Source organism: Alsobacter sp. (assembly GCF_059501845.1).
In genome coordinates this window covers 18,293-34,055 of sequence record NZ_JCACDK010000017.1, presented here as the reverse complement: position 1 = coordinate 34,055, position 15,763 = coordinate 18,293, and the positions used below count along the sequence as shown (strand labels likewise).

The 15,763-nt window shown below is 67.4% G+C and carries 14 protein-coding genes; 11 read left to right on the top strand and 3 right to left on the bottom strand.

What is annotated here, in order from left to right; translation table 11 throughout:
* Window position 1: 1 nt before the first annotated feature.
* Window positions 2-523: a protease adaptor protein RcdA gene (rcdA, locus tag AC5JCN_RS13645; RefSeq protein ID WP_495755846.1), complete on the bottom strand. Its 522-nt coding sequence runs from the start codon at window positions 521-523 to the stop codon at window positions 2-4.
* A 482-nt stretch (window positions 524-1,005) separates the two neighbouring features.
* Window positions 1,006-1,203 carry a DUF1192 domain-containing protein gene (locus AC5JCN_RS13640; protein WP_495755618.1) on the bottom strand — a complete coding sequence of 66 codons (198 nt, stop codon included), beginning with the start codon at window positions 1,201-1,203 and terminating at the stop codon, window positions 1,006-1,008.
* 132 nt (window positions 1,204-1,335) lie between these two features.
* Here AC5JCN_RS13640 and AC5JCN_RS13635 point away from each other — a divergent pair, with 132 nt between their 5' ends.
* From AC5JCN_RS13635 to AC5JCN_RS13585, 11 genes are all read left to right on the top strand, one after another.
* Window positions 1,336-2,343: an NAD(P)H-quinone oxidoreductase gene (locus AC5JCN_RS13635; protein ID WP_495755617.1), complete on the top strand. Its 1,008-nt coding sequence runs from the start codon at window positions 1,336-1,338 to the stop codon at window positions 2,341-2,343.
* Between the two features lie 139 nt (window positions 2,344-2,482).
* Window positions 2,483-3,184 carry a DUF1013 domain-containing protein gene (locus tag AC5JCN_RS13630; protein WP_495755616.1) on the top strand — a complete coding sequence of 234 codons (702 nt, stop codon included), beginning with the start codon at window positions 2,483-2,485 and terminating at the stop codon, window positions 3,182-3,184.
* Window positions 3,185-3,442: 258 nt separating this feature from the next.
* Window positions 3,443-3,967, top strand: coding sequence for a peptidoglycan-associated lipoprotein Pal (gene pal / locus AC5JCN_RS13625; RefSeq protein ID WP_495755615.1), 525 nt, complete (start codon window positions 3,443-3,445; stop codon window positions 3,965-3,967).
* Window positions 3,968-4,121: 154 nt separating this feature from the next.
* A complete protein-coding gene (ybgF, locus tag AC5JCN_RS13620; RefSeq protein ID WP_495755614.1) occupies window positions 4,122-5,126 on the top strand; it encodes a tol-pal system protein YbgF in 1,005 nt (334 codons plus the stop codon).
* A gap of 5 nt (window positions 5,127-5,131) precedes the next feature.
* Window positions 5,132-6,202: a tRNA lysidine(34) synthetase TilS gene (tilS, locus tag AC5JCN_RS13615; protein ID WP_495755613.1), complete on the top strand. Its 1,071-nt coding sequence runs from the start codon at window positions 5,132-5,134 to the stop codon at window positions 6,200-6,202.
* A gap of 130 nt (window positions 6,203-6,332) precedes the next feature.
* Window positions 6,333-8,258, top strand: a complete 1,926-nt coding sequence (ftsH, locus tag AC5JCN_RS13610) for an ATP-dependent zinc metalloprotease FtsH (protein WP_495755612.1) — start codon at window positions 6,333-6,335, stop codon at window positions 8,256-8,258.
* 184 nt (window positions 8,259-8,442) lie between these two features.
* A complete protein-coding gene (gene glmM / locus AC5JCN_RS13605; protein WP_495755611.1) occupies window positions 8,443-9,786 on the top strand; it encodes a phosphoglucosamine mutase in 1,344 nt (447 codons plus the stop codon).
* A 168-nt stretch (window positions 9,787-9,954) separates the two neighbouring features.
* Window positions 9,955-10,800, top strand: a complete 846-nt coding sequence (locus AC5JCN_RS13600; RefSeq protein ID WP_495755610.1) for an outer membrane protein — start codon at window positions 9,955-9,957, stop codon at window positions 10,798-10,800.
* 154 nt (window positions 10,801-10,954) lie between these two features.
* Window positions 10,955-12,127: a phosphoserine transaminase gene (locus AC5JCN_RS13595; RefSeq protein WP_495755609.1), complete on the top strand. Its 1,173-nt coding sequence runs from the start codon at window positions 10,955-10,957 to the stop codon at window positions 12,125-12,127.
* 149 nt (window positions 12,128-12,276) lie between these two features.
* Window positions 12,277-13,857, top strand: a complete 1,581-nt coding sequence (serA, locus tag AC5JCN_RS13590; RefSeq protein ID WP_495755608.1) for a phosphoglycerate dehydrogenase — start codon at window positions 12,277-12,279, stop codon at window positions 13,855-13,857.
* Window positions 13,858-13,952: 95 nt separating this feature from the next.
* A complete protein-coding gene (locus AC5JCN_RS13585) occupies window positions 13,953-14,789 on the top strand; it encodes a glutamine amidotransferase-related protein (protein ID WP_495755607.1) in 837 nt (278 codons plus the stop codon).
* Between the two features lie 423 nt (window positions 14,790-15,212).
* Here the strand turns inward: AC5JCN_RS13585 and AC5JCN_RS13580 are convergent, their stop codons facing one another.
* The gene (locus tag AC5JCN_RS13580) at window positions 15,213-15,749 is read right to left on the bottom strand and encodes a paraquat-inducible protein A (RefSeq protein WP_495755606.1); all 537 of its coding nucleotides are present in this window, start codon (window positions 15,747-15,749) and stop codon (window positions 15,213-15,215) included.
* Window positions 15,750-15,763: the final 14 nt, after the last annotated feature.

Sequence of the window (15,763 nt, the reverse complement as noted above, 5' to 3'; positions counted from 1 at the left end):
GTCAGCTGCCGAACGCGGATTCAAGCAGCCGGCGCTGCATCGCGACGGGGTTCGCTGCGACGGGTGGCTGCTCGACGCCTTCCATCAGCTGGTCGAGGTGGATGATGCGGGCCTGCAGGCGCAGCGACTGGGCGACGAGGTCGCGCAGTTGCTCGGGCAGGGCATCCATCACGTCGTTGCTGGAGGACGGGTTCTGCTGGCTGAGCTTCACCTTCTCCTTCTGGTTGCGCGCCTGCGTCACGGAGAGCTCACCCTCCGCCACGGCACGCTGCAGGAGCAGCCATGAGGCGAGCTGCATCAGGCGCGTCGTAAGCCGCATGCTTTCGCTGGCATAGGCGAGCGCCAGCATGCGGGGCAGACCGCGGGAGTCCTCCCGGCCGGGTCCGTCGAGATAGGCCGCCGTCGTCTCCACGAGGGACATGCCTTCGCGGAAAAGGGCCCGGAACGCATCCGACATCACGAAAGACTCGGCGAAGGACACGGTCGCTTCGTCGCTACGCTGCTGCTGCTGCATGTCACTCATCGCCACTACAAAACCTCCAGCCGCCGGCGGGGAGCTTGTGCTCCGGGCCGGTAGCTCCGGTCACGCAGCAAACCTAGCGCCAGTGGAGCGGGGTGCGCGCGTGCAACGTTTTGTTAACGTTAATCGTGGTGGAAAGCGGGCGTAAGAGCCAGTGGCGAGTCGACGCGGCAGCAGGGCCTGCGGAAGGCCATTCCGTGCCAGATCCCGACGAATTCGGAGACAAACGCCCGGTACACGCCAAAAAAGAGCCGCCCGGGGGCGGCTCGGAAAGGTGGTAAACAGGGAGGCGTCAAACAGAGTGGACAGGAGCCACTCGCAATCCAGACGATTCTGGACGACCTGTTCATAATCCCGAAAGATTAACGCATCCTTACCCGGCCCGGCACAGAACGGGACGGTTCCAGAAATCGGTCAAGAATGCTGTCCCTCTACGGCACAGTCGAGGCCGACGCCGCGTATGGCCGCGCCGGTCTGCCGAACCGTCAGCTTTTGAAGAACCCGTCCGCCAGTTTCCGGCTGTCGAGCTTGGCCGACTTCGCCTGCCGCAGCCTCTCCACTTCGGCCTCGAGCTGGACGATGCGGTCTTCGAGTTCCTCGACCGAGAGCAGGCTGAGATCCTGGCCGAGCTCATGGATGATCTTCTTCTTGCGGGGCAGGTCCTCGCCGAACGGATCGAGCATGGCGTGCGTCTCCGTGTTCCTGTATCGCCGTCTTCATCACCATCCACGATAGGCGAAGCGGGCGGACCCTCAAGCCTCGGCGTCGCCTTCGACCGGATAGTCGGGCACGAAGGACAGACGAAGGAGACGCCTATGTCGGGCACGATCCCCTCCAGCATGACGGTCGTCGGCATCTCGTCTCCGGGCGGGCCGGAGGTTCTCGTTCCGGAAGTCCGGCCCGTGCCGGCGCCCGGCCCGGGCGAGGTGCTGGTCCGCGTCGCGGCGGCGGGCGTCAACCGTCCCGACGTGATGCAGAGGCAGGGCATGTATCCTCCGCCGCCCGGCGCGTCGGACATACCCGGGCTCGAAATCTCCGGCGAAGTGGTCGCCGCGGGCTCGGGAGCCACGCGCTGGAAGATCGGCGACATGGTCTGTGCGCTCGTCGCCGGTGGCGGATACGCCGAGTACTGCGTCGTTCACGAGAGCAACGCCCTGCCGGTGCCGCCGGGCATCGGCCTGCCGGAAGCGGCGGCGCTGCCGGAAACAAGCTTTACGGTCTGGACGAACGTCTTCCAGCGCGGGCGGCTGAAGCAGGGCGAGACGTTTCTCGTCCATGGTGGCACGTCGGGCATCGGCACGACCGCCATCCAGCTCGCCAAGGCGTTCGGGGCCACTGTCCTCACCACCGCGGGGTCGCCGGACAAATGCGAGGCGGCGCGCCGGCTCGGGGCGGACGTTGCCATTGACTACAAGGCCGAGGACTTCGTCGCTGCCGTGAAGACCGCCACGGGCGGGCGCGGCGCCGACCTGATCCTCGACATGGTGGGCGGTGACTATATCGGCCGCAACTACGAGGCCGCCGCAATGGACGGCCGCATCGTGCAGATCGCCTTCCAGGGATCGCCGACCGCCACGGTCGACTTCCGCCGCATCATGCTGAAGCGCCTCACCCACACGGGATCAACGCTGCGCAGCCGATCCGTGCCGGAAAAGGCTGAGATCGCCAGGGCGCTGGAGGAGAATGTCTGGCCGCTCGTCAGCCAGGGCCGCTACCGGCCGGTGATGCACGCGACCTTTCCGTTGCGCGAGGCAGCGGCCGCGCACGCGCTGATGGAGACCAGCTCGCATATCGGCAAGATCGTGCTGACGACGGGCACGTGAGCCGCATTGCATCGGGGCGCGCGGCGGCCTATATGTCGCGCCATCCCCGTCATGTCTGAGACGCCGGGGCTCCGGCCGGAGGCCCGGTCGGAGCGTGAGAGGGCTTGCCCGGCGTCGCGAGCCCGCAGAGGAGACCGTCATGAGCACAGGGCCGCTGATGCCCAAGGCCACCGCCGTCTGGCTGGTCGACAATACCTCGCTCTCGTTCGAGCAGATCGCGGACTTCTGCAAGCTCCACCCCCTCGAGGTGAAGGGCATCGCCGACGGCGAGGTCGCGGCGGGCATCAAGGGTCTCGACCCCGTGGTGGCGGGCCAGCTCACGCGCGAGGAGATCGCCAAGGCGGAGAAGGATCCTGCCCACCGGATGAAGCTCGCCGTCTCCAGCGTCCGGATCCCGGAGCAGAAGCGCAAGAAGGGGCCGCGCTACACGCCCCTGTCGCGCCGCCAGGACAGGCCCAACGCCATCCTCTGGCTGCTGCGCAATCACGGTGAGCTCAAGGACGCGCAGATCATGCGCCTCGTCGGCACGACGAAGTCGACGATCCAGCAAATCCGCGACCGCACGCACTGGAACGCGGCCACGCTGTCGCCGCTCGATCCGGTGACGCTCGGCCTGTGCTCGCAGATCGATCTCGACTTCGAAGTGGCGCGCGCCGCCAAGGACCGGCCGCCCGTGCCCGAGGAGAGCGGCCAGACGCTGCTGCCGGCCGAGATCACGACCGCCAAGGAGCCGCCCTCCACACCGTTCGGGTCTTTCACCGACCAGCAGCGCGAGGAGCCGGAGGAGATCGACGTCAACACCGTCTTCGCGAAGTTGAAGCAGCTGAAGACCAGCGAGTAGCCGGACAGGACCGCCGGCGACGGGCTTTGGTCCCGCTCCTGCGTGAGTCTTGCTTGCAACGCAGACCGCTAAGGGGGCTCCGGCCCCCTTTTCCATGCCCGCCTGCCCCATTTCAGCCATTCATTGCTCATTAACCATCCCGGCAATTGCTCGCATGCAACGCTTTCCGGAAACGTCCGGGAAAGGTTGACGGAACCTTCGCTTAACCAAGCAAAGCCTATCGCTCGTGACCAGAACATGCTGACAAGGAGTTCTTCGATGACCGCTTCGTTCCGGGTCGCGCACGCGGCGACGTCGGCCAAGCTCGCCCTGGCTTTCGTGGCCGCCCTCGGCCTCGCCGCCTGCTCGTCCAACAAGGCTGCGACGGACGGCGCCGGTGGCACGGGCGCCTATGGCGCTGGCGCGGCGAGCCCGGGCTCGGCCCAGGACTTCGTGGTGAATGTCGGCGACCGCGTTTTCTTCGAGACCGATTCGACGGACCTGACCCCGACGGCCACCGGCACGCTGGACAAGCAGGCGCAATGGCTGTCGCAGTATCCGCGCTACGCCATCACCGTCGAAGGGCACGCCGACGAGCGCGGCACCCGCGAGTACAACTTCGCACTCGGCGCGCGGCGCGCCCAGACGACCCGTGACTACCTCGTCTCGCGCGGCGTCAATGCGGGGCGGATCAAGACGATTTCCTACGGCAAGGAGCGTCCGGTGGCGGTGTGCGACGACATCTCGTGCTGGTCGCAGAACCGTCGCGCCGTCACGGTGCTCGGCGGCGGCGCGGGTTCCTGATCCGCGAACTCGCCAGCCATCTGGTGCGAACAAGGGCGGGCCCGCGGGCTCGCCCTTTCTGTTTGGGCCACGGTTCCGTTCCCGACACATTTTGGCCTGTGGAACGGCTCATGCTAGACCCGTTCCGAACGGACAACACGCCAAGCCCCGAGATATGCAGAGCACCTTTCGCCCCGCGCAGCGGCTCGCCTTCATCCTCCTCGTCCTCGCCATGCCCGTCTTCGCTGCCCGGCCGGTTGCCGCGCAGGATGCGTCGGAGCTCCTCGTCAGGGTCAACCGGCTCGAGACGCAGGTGCGCCAGCTGCAGGGATCCATCGAGGAACTGCAGTTCCAGAACCGCAAGCTCGAGGACCAGCTGCGAAAGTTCCAGGAGGACGTCGAGTATCGCTTCCAGGAGCGCTCGGGCGGCAGCAAGCCTCCGGCCGCCGCCGCTCCGGCCGCTCCCGGCCAGCCAGGCACCGCACAGAAGCCGCAGAAGAAGAGCGACGCCTTCGACCCGCAGGCCCAGCCCGACGCACCCGGCGCCCCGCGCAGCCTGGGAAGCACGGCCGAGTTGCCGAGGGGTGCCATCCCCGGCGCTGCCGACCAGACCGGCCGGATCATCGAGGATGGTGACGGCCCCATCGTACTCGACCCGGCTCCGGGCGAAGGGCCGCTCGATCTCTCGCGCATGAACCGCAACGCGGTTCCCGTCGCGCCGCTCTCGCCGTCGGCAGCCATCGTGCCTCCCCGGCAGGCGCCGGCGCAGGGATCCCAGGTGGCGGTTGCCGGCACCGGCAATCCGCGCGACCAGTACGACCTCGCCTACGGCCTCGTCCTGCAGCGCCAGTACGAGCAGGCGGAGATGGCGTTCCGTCAGTTCCTGCAGACCAACCCGCGCGACAAGCTGGTGCCGAACGCCACCTACTGGCTCGGCGAGACGTATTTCCGCCGCAACCGCTATCCCGACGCAGTCGAGCAGTACCTGAAGATCTACAAGACCTTCGGCACCTCGAAGGTGGCGCCCGACAGTATGCTCCGGCTCGCGCTCTCGTTGCGCGGCATGGGCCAGCCCGACCAGGCCTGCGCCACGCTGGCCGAGATCGGGCGGAAATATCCGGACGCGACGACCGAGGTGCGCAGTTCGGTCGAACGCGAGCAGAAGCGCGGCAACTGCTGAGCGCCGTGACCGCCGAGGCTGAACCGCCTCCTGTCAGCCCGGATGAGGCGCGGAGCCTGTTTCACGGACTGGAGGAGGCGAGGGGGCTTTTGCTGGCCGTCTCCGGCGGACCCGATTCGATGGCGTTGCTGGCGCTCGCCGCCGCATGGGCCGGCGAAGCGGGCCGGGATCAACCGCGTCCCCCGCTGTTTGCTGCGACCGTTGATCATGGGCTGCGCCCCGAGGCACAAGAAGAAGGGGCCCTGGTGGCCCGGGAGGCCGGCCGGCTCGGCGTTTCTCACAGCGCACTGACCTGGGAAGGGCTGAAGCCTCGGACCGGTCTGCAGGACGCGGCCCGGGACGCGCGCTACGCCCTTCTCGCAGAGGAGGCCTCCCGACGGGGTGCCACGCACGTCGTCACGGCTCACCACGCCGACGACCAGGCCGAAACCGTCATCATGCGCCTTGTGCGGGGAAGCGGGCTCGACGGCCTCGCCGGGATGGCACCCGAGCGTCCGCTGCATGGCGTGATGCTCGTCCGCCCGTTCCTCCAGATCTCGAAGGCGCGCCTGATCGCCACGGCCACCGCCGCGGGGATGCCTTTCGTGGTCGATCCCAGCAACAGCGATCCGCGGTTTGGACGAACGCAGGCAAGGCGGCTCGCCGCCGTGCTCGCGGCGGAAGGTCTCACCTCCCGCCGCCTTGTCACCCTTGCGAAAAGGGCTGCGCGGGCCGAAGCAGCGCTCGACGCCGTCGCGATGCAAGCGTTTTTGGCTGCCTCCGCCGAGGATGCCGACGTGCTGCTGCTGTCCGCCGATGTGTTCCGGCAGCCCGACGAGGTCCTCTTGCGCGTGCTCATGGCTGCGATCCGGCGTACAAACGCGGCAAATGCCGCTCCCCTGCGGCTGGAGCGGGCCGAAGCTCTCCTGGCGGAAATCAGGCTCTCCGCGGGGGAGGGGAGGGCCCTTCGCCGAACCCTCGGCGGCTGCGTGGTGGCGCTGGACGGCCTTGGTCGCGTCACGATCGCGCGCGAAGCTGCGCGCAGCAGAGGCTTGGCGTTGTTCACACGCCGCAAACGCCGTACGGATAAGGTATGAGTGCCGCAACCTGCGGCACGACCCCGCGTTCCCTTGGCAAGGGTGCGTCGCGGACCTAGATTAAGATCATGCAACCGTCCCGTCCTCGCGGCGTCGCGATCCCGGGCCTGACCAAGGCGATCGATCGGTAATGAACCCGAACGTCCGCAACTTCGCCCTCTGGGTGATCATTTTCCTGCTCGTCCTGGCCCTGGTGACGCTGTTCCAGAACCCCGGCCAGCGCAGCGCGTCCTATGAGGTGAACTACAGCCAGTTCCTCAGCGACGTGGACGCCGGGCGGGTGACGAACGTCGTCATCGCCGGGCCTGAGATCCACGGCACGCTGACCGACGGGCGACAGTTCCAGACCTACGCGCCCAACGACCCCAGCCTCGTGCAGAAGCTGGCGGAGAAGAACGTCAACTTCTCGGCCAAGCCGCAGCAGGAGAGCCTTCCCTGGTTCCTGGCGCTGCTCGTGAACTGGATGCCGCTCATCGTCTTCATTGCCGCCTGGATCTTCCTGTCCCGGCAGATGCAGGGTGCCAGCGGCAAGGCGATGGGCTTCGGCAAGTCGAAGGCCAAGCTCCTCACGGAGGCGCATGGACGCGTCACCTTCGAGGACGTCGCTGGCGTCGAGGAGGCGAAGGAGGACCTGCAGGAGATCGTGGAGTTTCTCCGCGATCCGCAGAAGTTCCAGCGTCTCGGTGGCCGTATCCCGCGCGGCGTGCTGCTCGTCGGGCCGCCCGGCACCGGCAAGACGCTGCTCGCCCGCGCCATCGCCGGCGAGGCGAACGTGCCGTTCTTCACCATCTCGGGCTCGGACTTCGTCGAGATGTTCGTCGGCGTCGGTGCGAGCCGCGTGCGCGACATGTTCGAGCAGGCCAAGAAGAACGCGCCCTGCATCATTTTCATCGACGAGATCGACGCCGTCGGCCGCCACCGCGGTGCCGGCCTAGGCGGCGGTAACGACGAGCGCGAACAGACGCTGAACCAGCTGCTCGTCGAGATGGACGGCTTCGAGGCGAACGAGGGCATCATCCTCATCGCCGCGACCAACCGGCCCGACGTGCTCGACCCCGCGCTACTGCGCCCCGGCCGTTTCGACCGCCAGATCGTCGTGCCCAACCCGGACGTCATCGGCCGCGAGCGCATTCTGCGCGTCCATGTCCGCAAGGTGCCGCTGGCTCCCGACGTCGACCTGAAGACGGTCGCCCGCGGCACGCCAGGCTTCTCCGGCGCGGACCTGATGAACCTCGTCAACGAGGCGGCCTTGCTGGCGGCCCGCCGCGGCAAGCGCATCGTCACCATGGCCGAGTTCGAGGACGCCAAGGACAAGGTGATGATGGGCGCGGAACGGCGCACCCTGGTGATGAGCGAGGAGGAGAAGCGCCTTACCGCCTATCACGAGGCTGGCCACGCCATCCTCGCCTTCAACGTCAAGGCCACGGATCCGGTGCACAAGGCGACGATCATTCCGCGCGGCCGTGCGCTCGGAATGGTCATGCAGCTGCCCGAACGCGACAAGCTGTCGATGAGCTACGAGCAGATGACCTCGCGCCTTGCCATCATGATGGGCGGCCGCGTCGCGGAAGAGATCATCTTCGGCCACGAGAAGGTGACGTCAGGCGCCGCGTCCGACATCGAGCAGGCCACCCGCCTCGCCCGCATGATGGTGACGCGCTGGGGCTTCTCGAGTGAGCTCGGGACCGTTGCCTACGGCGAGAACCAGGACGAGGTGTTCCTCGGCATGTCGGTCTCCCGGCAGCAGAACATCTCGGAGGCCACGGCGCAGAAGATCGACGCCGAGGTCCGCCGGCTGGTCGAGGAGGGCTACATCGAGGCGCAGCAGGTCCTCACGGCCAAGCGCGAGGACCTCGAGAAGCTCGCGGCGGGCCTGCTGGAGTACGAGACGCTCTCCGGCGACGAGATCCGCGATCTCTTGAACGGCAAGCCTCCGATCCGGGACCTTCCCGACGACCCGCCGAGCCGCGGTGCTCCCGTCGTGCCGACGGCCGGAAAGGGCCGGCCCAGGCAGGAGCCGGATGCAGGCGGCATGGAACCGCAGCCGCAAACCTGACAGGCTGACCACCGAACAGACGAAGGCCCTCCCGGCAATGCCGGCGAGGGCCTTCTCTTTTCAGGCTGCGGTTTGTGTGCCGGTTGCGAAATGTGAAGCTTTTTGGTCAAACACTGTACGAGCAGGATCAATGAACGGGACCGGTGCCGTGCGCCGCCGCTCAGCTCCACGGGACCTCTGACGCATGACACGCAAATATTTCGGCACCGACGGAATCCGCGGCAAGGCCAACGGCGTGATCACGCCCGACCTTGCGCTCAGGGTCGGCCAGGCTGCCGGACTGCTCTTCCAGCGCGGCGAGGGGCCTCACCGTGTGGTGATTGGCAAGGATACCCGGCTGTCCGGCTACATGATCGAGAACGCGCTGGTGGCGGGCTTCACCTCGGTCGGGATGAACACGCTGATCCTGGGGCCGATGCCAACGCCGGCCGTCGCCATGCTGACACGGTCCCTGCGCGCCGACCTCGGCGTGATGATCTCGGCTTCGCATAATCCGTTCGAGGATAACGGTATCAAGCTCTTCGGTCCGGATGGCTTCAAGCTGTCCGACGAGACCGAACGTGAGATCGAGGCCCTGATCGACGGCGACCTCGGTGCCCGCCTGGCCGGACCTGCCGGTATCGGTCGCGCCCGCCGTGTCGAGGGCGTTCATGCCCGCTATGTCGAGTTCGCCAAGCGGACCCTGCCTCGCCATCTCGACCTCAACGGCCTGCGGATCGTGGTCGACTGTGCCAATGGCGCGGCGTACCGCGTCGCTCCCGAGGCGCTCTGGGAGTTGGGCGCCGAGGTCGTGTCGATGGGCGTCGAGCCCGACGGCTTCAACATCAACCGCGACGTCGGTTCGACGGCAACGGACGCCATCGCGGCCAGGGTGCGCGAGTTGCGGGCCGACATCGGCATTGCCCTCGACGGTGACGCGGACCGGGTTGTCATCATCGACGAGAAAGGCCGTCGCGTGGACGGGGACCAGCTGATGGCGGTCGTTGCCCGCAGCTGGCGCGACGACGGGCGGTTGACGCGTCCGGGCGTGGTCGCCACCGTCATGTCCAACCTCGGGCTGGAGCGGTATCTGGACGGGCTTGGCCTGTCTCTCGCGCGTACGGCCGTCGGGGATCGCTACGTACTGGAGCACATGCGCGAGCACGGCTTCAACCTCGGCGGCGAGCAGTCCGGCCATATCATCCTGTCCGACTACACGACGACGGGAGACGGCCTCGTCGCCGCGCTGCAGGTGCTCGCTGTGGTGAAGGCACTTGACCGGCCCGTGAGCGAGGTGTGCCACTGCTTCGACCCGCTGCCGCAGGTTCTCAAGAACATCCGTTTCCGCCGTGGCAAGCCCCTGGAGGACGACGGGGTGGTGACGGCGATCGAGTCCTCGCGGCAGCGCCTGGGAGCCAATGGGCGGCTCGTGATCAGGCCCTCGGGCACCGAGCCGGTGATCCGCGTCATGGCGGAGGGCGACGATCCCGCGGTGGTCGAGAAGGCGGTGGACGACGTCATCGAGGCCCTGTCCAAGGTCGCGGCCTGATCTCAGTTGCGCTCATAAGACCGGTGCTGAGGCGGTGCCGGATCCGGCAGCAGACGGCCCGCTCTGTCATTGATCGTTAGGGTTAATCGCTCCTTTACTCGCTCTTGGCACCATTCCTCCCGTTGCGTGCGGCCGCCCTCGGGCCGGGCGTAGATCGGGGTGATGTCCATGCGTGCCGACCGTCTCGTCCTGGGAGCCGCTCTCGCTGCTGTCTTGTCCGGTCCGGTCCTGGCCGCCGACCCCGCCGCCAAGGTCCCGGTGCAACAGACCTCGCCGGCAGAGGCGGAGTTCGCGGGCTGGTACCTTCGCGGTGATACCGGTGTTGCGATAGGCCGTCTCGGCGGTGTCTCCTCGTCGTTCGATGACGGTTTCGCGGTGCCTGGATTCTCCCGGGACGGCAACAGCCTCGGACGGGCCGCGATCATCGGCGCGGGCGTCGGCTACCAGTTCAACGCCTGGTTCAGGGCCGACCTGACAGGCGAATGGCGCAGCGACCAGAACTATCGCGCGAGCGCGAGCTGGGACGATCCGGCCTGTCCGGGAGGGCGCTGCGCGGACCATTATTCCGGCAAGCTGCAGACCAACGGCCTGTTCCTGGCGAATGCCTATCTGGACCTCGGCACCTGGAGCGGCATCACGCCTTATGTAGGCGGCGGTCTCGGGGCCGCCCATACCCGCTTCGGGGCGCTGACCGACGATGGCGAGGATCCCTTCGGCGCGCGCTACGGGATCTCTCCGGCCCGCTCCGACTGGTCTTTCGCATGGGCGCTGATGGCCGGCGCCGACATCGCCGTGTCGCCCAATGTCAGCATCGACGTTGGCTACCGCTACGCGAACCTCGGCGGGGTGCGCTCCGGTCCGATTGCCTGCGACGCTCCATCGGTTTGCGGAGACGAAGTGCAGCATGCCGAGCTGTCGTCCCACGACGTCAGGATCGGCCTGCGCTGGAAGTTCGGCGTGCCGATTGCTTCCGCCGAGGCTCCCCCGGCGATCCCAAAGGTGGTCAAGCCCTGAGCAGGTCATCGTCACCCGGCCGGTGATTTACGATCGCGCTGGATTGTCGCCAATCAGACGGCTTTTTCGTTTGACGCGACCCCCGCGCTCACCTAACTCGGTCGGCGGGACACTCCGCCCCAACGCGGAGCGCCCATCTGCAAGGATGGATGACATGGCAAGCACGATGCCCGGCCGCAGGCCGGAGACTCCGCATTTTTCGTCCGGCCCCTGCGCCAAGCGCCCCGGCTGGACTCCCCAGGCCCTCTCTGACGCGCCGCTCGGGCGCAGCCATCGCGCCAAGGTCGGCAAGGCGAAGCTGAAGCTCGCCATCGACCTCACGCGCGAGGTGCTGCAGGTTCCCGCCGACTACCGCATCGCCATCGTGCCGGCCTCCGACACCGGCGCCGTCGAAATGGCGATGTGGTCGCTGCTCGGCGCGCGCGGCGTCGACCTGCTGGCCTGGGAGAGCTTCGGCGAGGGGTGGGTCACCGACGCCGTCAAGCAGCTCAAGCTGAAGGACGCGCGCGTCATCAAGGGCGGCTACGGCGAGCTCCCCGACCTCACGCAGGTCAATTTCGACAACGACGTCGTCTTCACCTGGAACGGCACGACCTCCGGCGTCCGCGTTCCCGACGCGGACTGGATCCCGGCCGACCGCAAGGGCCTGACGATCTGCGATGCCACTTCGGCGGCGTTCGCCCAGCGGCTCGACTGGCCGAAGCTCGACGTGGTCACCTACTCCTGGCAGAAGGTTCTGGGGGGCGAGGCTGCCCATGGCATGCTGATCCTGTCGCCCCGGGCCGCCGAACGCCTGACGTCCTATTCTCCGCCGTGGCCGCTGCCGAAGATCTTCCGCATGACCTCGGGCGGCAAGCTCACCGAGGGCCTCTTCCAGGGCGAGACGATCAACACGCCCTCCATGCTGTGTGTCGAAGACTACATCGACGCCCTGCGCTGGGCTCAGTCCGTCGGTGGGCTCGAAGGCCTGATCGCGCGGGCCGACGCCAATGCCGGCGCCATCGCCGAATTCGTGTCGCGCCGGGACTGGATCGGCTTCCTGGCCCGTGACCCGGCGACGCGCTCCAACACGAGCGTCTGCCTCGTTGTCGAGGACGCCGCCGTCAAGGCTCTCCCCGCCGACCAGCAGGCGGCCTTCGCCAAGGCAATCGTCGACCTGCTCGAGAAGAACGGCGCAGGCTACGATCTCGGCGCCTACCGCGACGCACCCCCCGGGCTTCGGATCTGGTGCGGAGCCACTGTCGAGACCTCGGACGTCACGGCCCTGCTCGACTGGCTCGACTGGGCCTATGCCGAGTGCAAGGCCGGCCTGAGCAAGGCCGCCTGAGACCGACGCGGCAGGGACGAGCGCTGTTGCGCTCCTCCCTGCATGCCCCGGCGCTGCCGCATGGCGTGCGGCCGCCATGTCGCCCTTTTCCGCTTCAGACGCGCCAACGCGCGCGCCGCTCCGACCAGGAGCGCCACGAGGACACTTCCATGGCCCCTCGCGTTCTCATTTCCGACCAGCTCAGCGATGCCGCCATCGGCATCTTCAAGGAGCGCGGCGTCGACGTCGATTTCCGTCCCGGTCTCGACAAGGACGAACTCGCCCGGATCATCGGCGAGTATGACGGCCTCGCCATCCGCTCCGCCACGAAGGTCACCGCCAAGCTCCTGGAGTCCGCCACGCGGCTGAAGGTGGTGGGCCGTGCCGGCATCGGCGTCGACAATGTCGACATCCCCGCCGCCACGGCGCGCGGCGTGATCGTGATGAACACGCCCTTCGGCAACTCGATCACCACCGCCGAGCACGCCATCGCCATGATGTTCGCGCTGGCCCGGCAGATCCCCGCCGCTGACGCCTCGACTCAAGCCGGCAAGTGGGAGAAGAACCGCTTCATGGGCGTCGAGATCACCGGGAAGGTGCTCGGGCTCATCGGATGCGGAAATATCGGCTCCATTGTCGCGGACCGGGCCATCGGGCTGCGCCTGCGCGTCCTCGCCTATGATCCCTTCCTGTCGCCGGAGCGCGCGCTCGACCTGGGCGTCGAAAAGGTCGAGCTCGACGACCTGCTGGCGCGGGCGGACATCATCTCCCTGCATACGCCGATGACGGCGCAGACGAAGAAGATCCTGTCGCGCGAGGCGCTGGCCAGGACCCGCAAGGGCGTGCGCATCGTCAACTGTGCCCGCGGCGGCCTTGTCGACGAGGAGGCGCTGCGGGATGCAATCGTGTCCGGCCATGTGGCTGGCGCAGCGTTCGACGTGTTCTCGGTCGAGCCGGCCAAGGAGAACCCGCTCTTCGGCCTGCCCAACGTGGTCTGCACCCCGCATCTCGGCGCGTCCACCAGCGAGGCGCAGGAGAACGTGGCGCTGCAGGTGGCCGAGCAGATGTCCGACTACCTGATCCGCGGAGCCATCTCGAACGCCATTAATTTCCCGTCGATCACCGCGGAGGAGGCGCCGAAGCTGCGCCCCTTCATTGCGCTTGCCGAGAAACTCGGCTCCTTCGCCGGCCAGCTGACCGAGAGCGGCATCAAGGAAGTGCGCATCACCTATGAGGGCAGCGTCGCGGGACTGAAGATCAAGGCGCTCACCGCGTCCGCGATTGCGGGTCTGTTGAGACCCCTGCTTCAGGACGTCAACGTGGTGTCCGCGCCCGTCGTCGCCAAGGAGCGCGGCATCGTGGTGGAGGAGACCACCCGCGCGGCGGAGGGCGACTACGAATCCCTGATGACCCTGAGCGTCATCACGGAGCGGCAGGAGCGATCCGTTTCGGGAACCGTCTTCCACGACGGAAAGCCGCGCATCGTGGCGATCAAGGGCATCAAGGTGGATGCGGAGTTCGCGCCATCGATGATCTACGTCACCAACGACGACAAGCCGGGCTTCATCGGCCGCTTCGCCAGTCTCCTGGGTGATGCAGGCGTCAACATCGCCACTTTCGCCCTCGGGCGGGACGCTCAGGGCGGCTCGGCCATCGCGCTGGTCGAGATCGACGGCGACCTGCCGCGCACGGTGTTCAATGCGGTGCAGACGATCCCGGGCGTCAGGCAGGCCAAGCCGCTCCACTTCTAGCCGGCGGGTTTTTCCGGGACCGGCTTCCCGGCTGGCGCAGGCCGTTGTATCGCATCCGTCGGCGCGCCTTGCGCCGGCGCGGATCGGAGGGAGCCTTGGCGGCGCGATTTCTGGTGATCGAGGGCAATGTCGCCGCCGCGCGGGAGCGTCACCGCGCGTCCTTCGGCATGACTCCCTCGCAGTCCTACGCGGCGGTGCTGCAGTATCTCCGGCCAGGGATCGCCTGCGACGTCGCCTTCCCCGCAGACGTCGAAGCGGAGCTCCCTTCTGAATCGGCGCTGGCCGGATATGCCGGCGTGGTGCTGACGGGATCGGCGCTGCACGCCTATCACGACATGCCGGAGGTCACACGCCAGATCGCGCTGATGGGCCGGCTGTTTGCCGCGGGGGTCCCGGTCTTCGGATCGTGCTGGGGCCTGCAGATCGCCGCGGCTGCCGCCGGTGGCGTGGTGGCGCCGAACCCGCTGGGACGCGAGGTCGGCATCGCGCGCGGCATCACCAGGACGGTCGCGGGACGCGGTCATCCGATGCTGGCCGGCCGCGCGGCCGCGTGGGACGCGCCTGCGATCCACCTCGACGTCGTCGTACAGCTGCCGCCTGACTGCGACGTGCTGGCCACCAATGCCGCGACCGATGTCCAGGCTCTCGAGATCCGCCACGCGGATGGCGTGTTCTGGGGCGTTCAGTACCATCCAGAGTTCAGTCTCGCCGAGCTCGCCGTGATCTTGCGCCGCTATCGCGAACCGCTGCTGGCCGACCGGTTCTTCCTGAGCGAGGACGAGCATGCCCGCTTTGTCGATGAGTTCGCCATGCTGGGCGACGACCCGACGCGCAAGGACCTGGCCTGGCGCTATGGAATCGGGAACGACCTTCTCGTCCCAGAGATGCGGCTGACGGAAATTGCGAACTTCATGAAGCGCGTGCTGGACTAAGGGCCTGTGGGGCAACCGAATACAACTGGAAGTAGAAAAACGTAAACTTTACGATTTCACCAGTCCTGTTGCTCTCGACCTGTACAAGTACAGCCCTGCCGGGGCATAATCGGCTGATTTTTGATTGCCGTTCCTTTTCTCATTTTTGATTGATCGCGATGACCGAAGCTTCGACACAGGCGCGACCGGCGCCCGTCTCCGCGAATGGCGAAACGCTCGTGATCGAGCGCCCCGCGCCCGGTGCGATTGTGGTCGCACAGGTCGACGGGGCCCACCGGCTCGCGATGAAGTTCGCCCTCGCGGACGCCAAGATCGAGCTGCTCGACGTCCAATCCTCTGCCTACAATGCAGAGCGCAACCTGATCCTCAACAAGTATGAGGCACGCAGGGCGACCTACGGGATCCTGCACTCGCTCGGCCGGTTCATTCCGGCGGCGGTTGCATCCGTTCAGCAGCGGGACGAGCGGCAGCGTCCGCGCGCGCCTGCATCCACGACGACAGTATCATCACCCCAATGACGATGCCGCCATAGGCGTAGAGCCCGGGCGCCACCACGACGCTCCCGATCCCGACGCCCTTGATCGCGGTGATGGCCACCGCGACCAGCATGACGTCCAGCATCGAGAATTTGCCGACCTTCGCCAGCAATGCGATGCGCCGGCCCGAACGCTCGGCGGGCAGCCAGTACCAGGCGTGGATCAGGCCCGTGATCTTGGCGACCGGCGCCAGGATGCCGAATGCGACCACCACCGCGCACAGCACCGGATCGGTCGCCGACAGGGCGCGGACAACGCCGACGACGGAGACCTCGTCTCCGAAGACGTAGAAGAGCTCCGTCCGGAACAGCGGCAGTGTCCACGTTACCGGCAGGGCCGCGAGCGCGAGCACGAGCAGCGGTCCGACCAGCCTCGCCCAGCCCGTCTGCCGCGCGCCGAGGCTCGACCGACCGGCACGACCCAATCCACATCTCTCGG

What these genes read in the sequence shown, in the direction of transcription:
- rcdA (WP_495755846.1), bottom strand. Translation starts at nt 523, where the DNA reads ATGAGTGACATGCAGCAGCAGCAGCGTAGCGACGAAGCGACCGTGTCC.
- AC5JCN_RS13640 (WP_495755618.1), bottom strand. Translation starts at nt 1,203, where the DNA reads ATGCTCGATCCGTTCGGCGAGGACCTGCCCCGCAAGAAGAAGATCATC.
- AC5JCN_RS13635 (WP_495755617.1), top strand. Translation starts at nt 1,336, where the DNA reads ATGTCGGGCACGATCCCCTCCAGCATGACGGTCGTCGGCATCTCGTCT.
- AC5JCN_RS13630 (WP_495755616.1), top strand. Translation starts at nt 2,483, where the DNA reads ATGAGCACAGGGCCGCTGATGCCCAAGGCCACCGCCGTCTGGCTGGTC.
- pal (WP_495755615.1), top strand. Translation starts at nt 3,443, where the DNA reads ATGACCGCTTCGTTCCGGGTCGCGCACGCGGCGACGTCGGCCAAGCTC.
- ybgF (WP_495755614.1), top strand. Translation starts at nt 4,122, where the DNA reads ATGCAGAGCACCTTTCGCCCCGCGCAGCGGCTCGCCTTCATCCTCCTC.
- ftsH (WP_495755612.1), top strand. Translation starts at nt 6,333, where the DNA reads ATGAACCCGAACGTCCGCAACTTCGCCCTCTGGGTGATCATTTTCCTG.
- glmM (WP_495755611.1), top strand. Translation starts at nt 8,443, where the DNA reads ATGACACGCAAATATTTCGGCACCGACGGAATCCGCGGCAAGGCCAAC.
- AC5JCN_RS13600 (WP_495755610.1), top strand. Translation starts at nt 9,955, where the DNA reads ATGCGTGCCGACCGTCTCGTCCTGGGAGCCGCTCTCGCTGCTGTCTTG.
- AC5JCN_RS13595 (WP_495755609.1), top strand. Translation starts at nt 10,955, where the DNA reads ATGGCAAGCACGATGCCCGGCCGCAGGCCGGAGACTCCGCATTTTTCG.
- serA (WP_495755608.1), top strand. Translation starts at nt 12,277, where the DNA reads ATGGCCCCTCGCGTTCTCATTTCCGACCAGCTCAGCGATGCCGCCATC.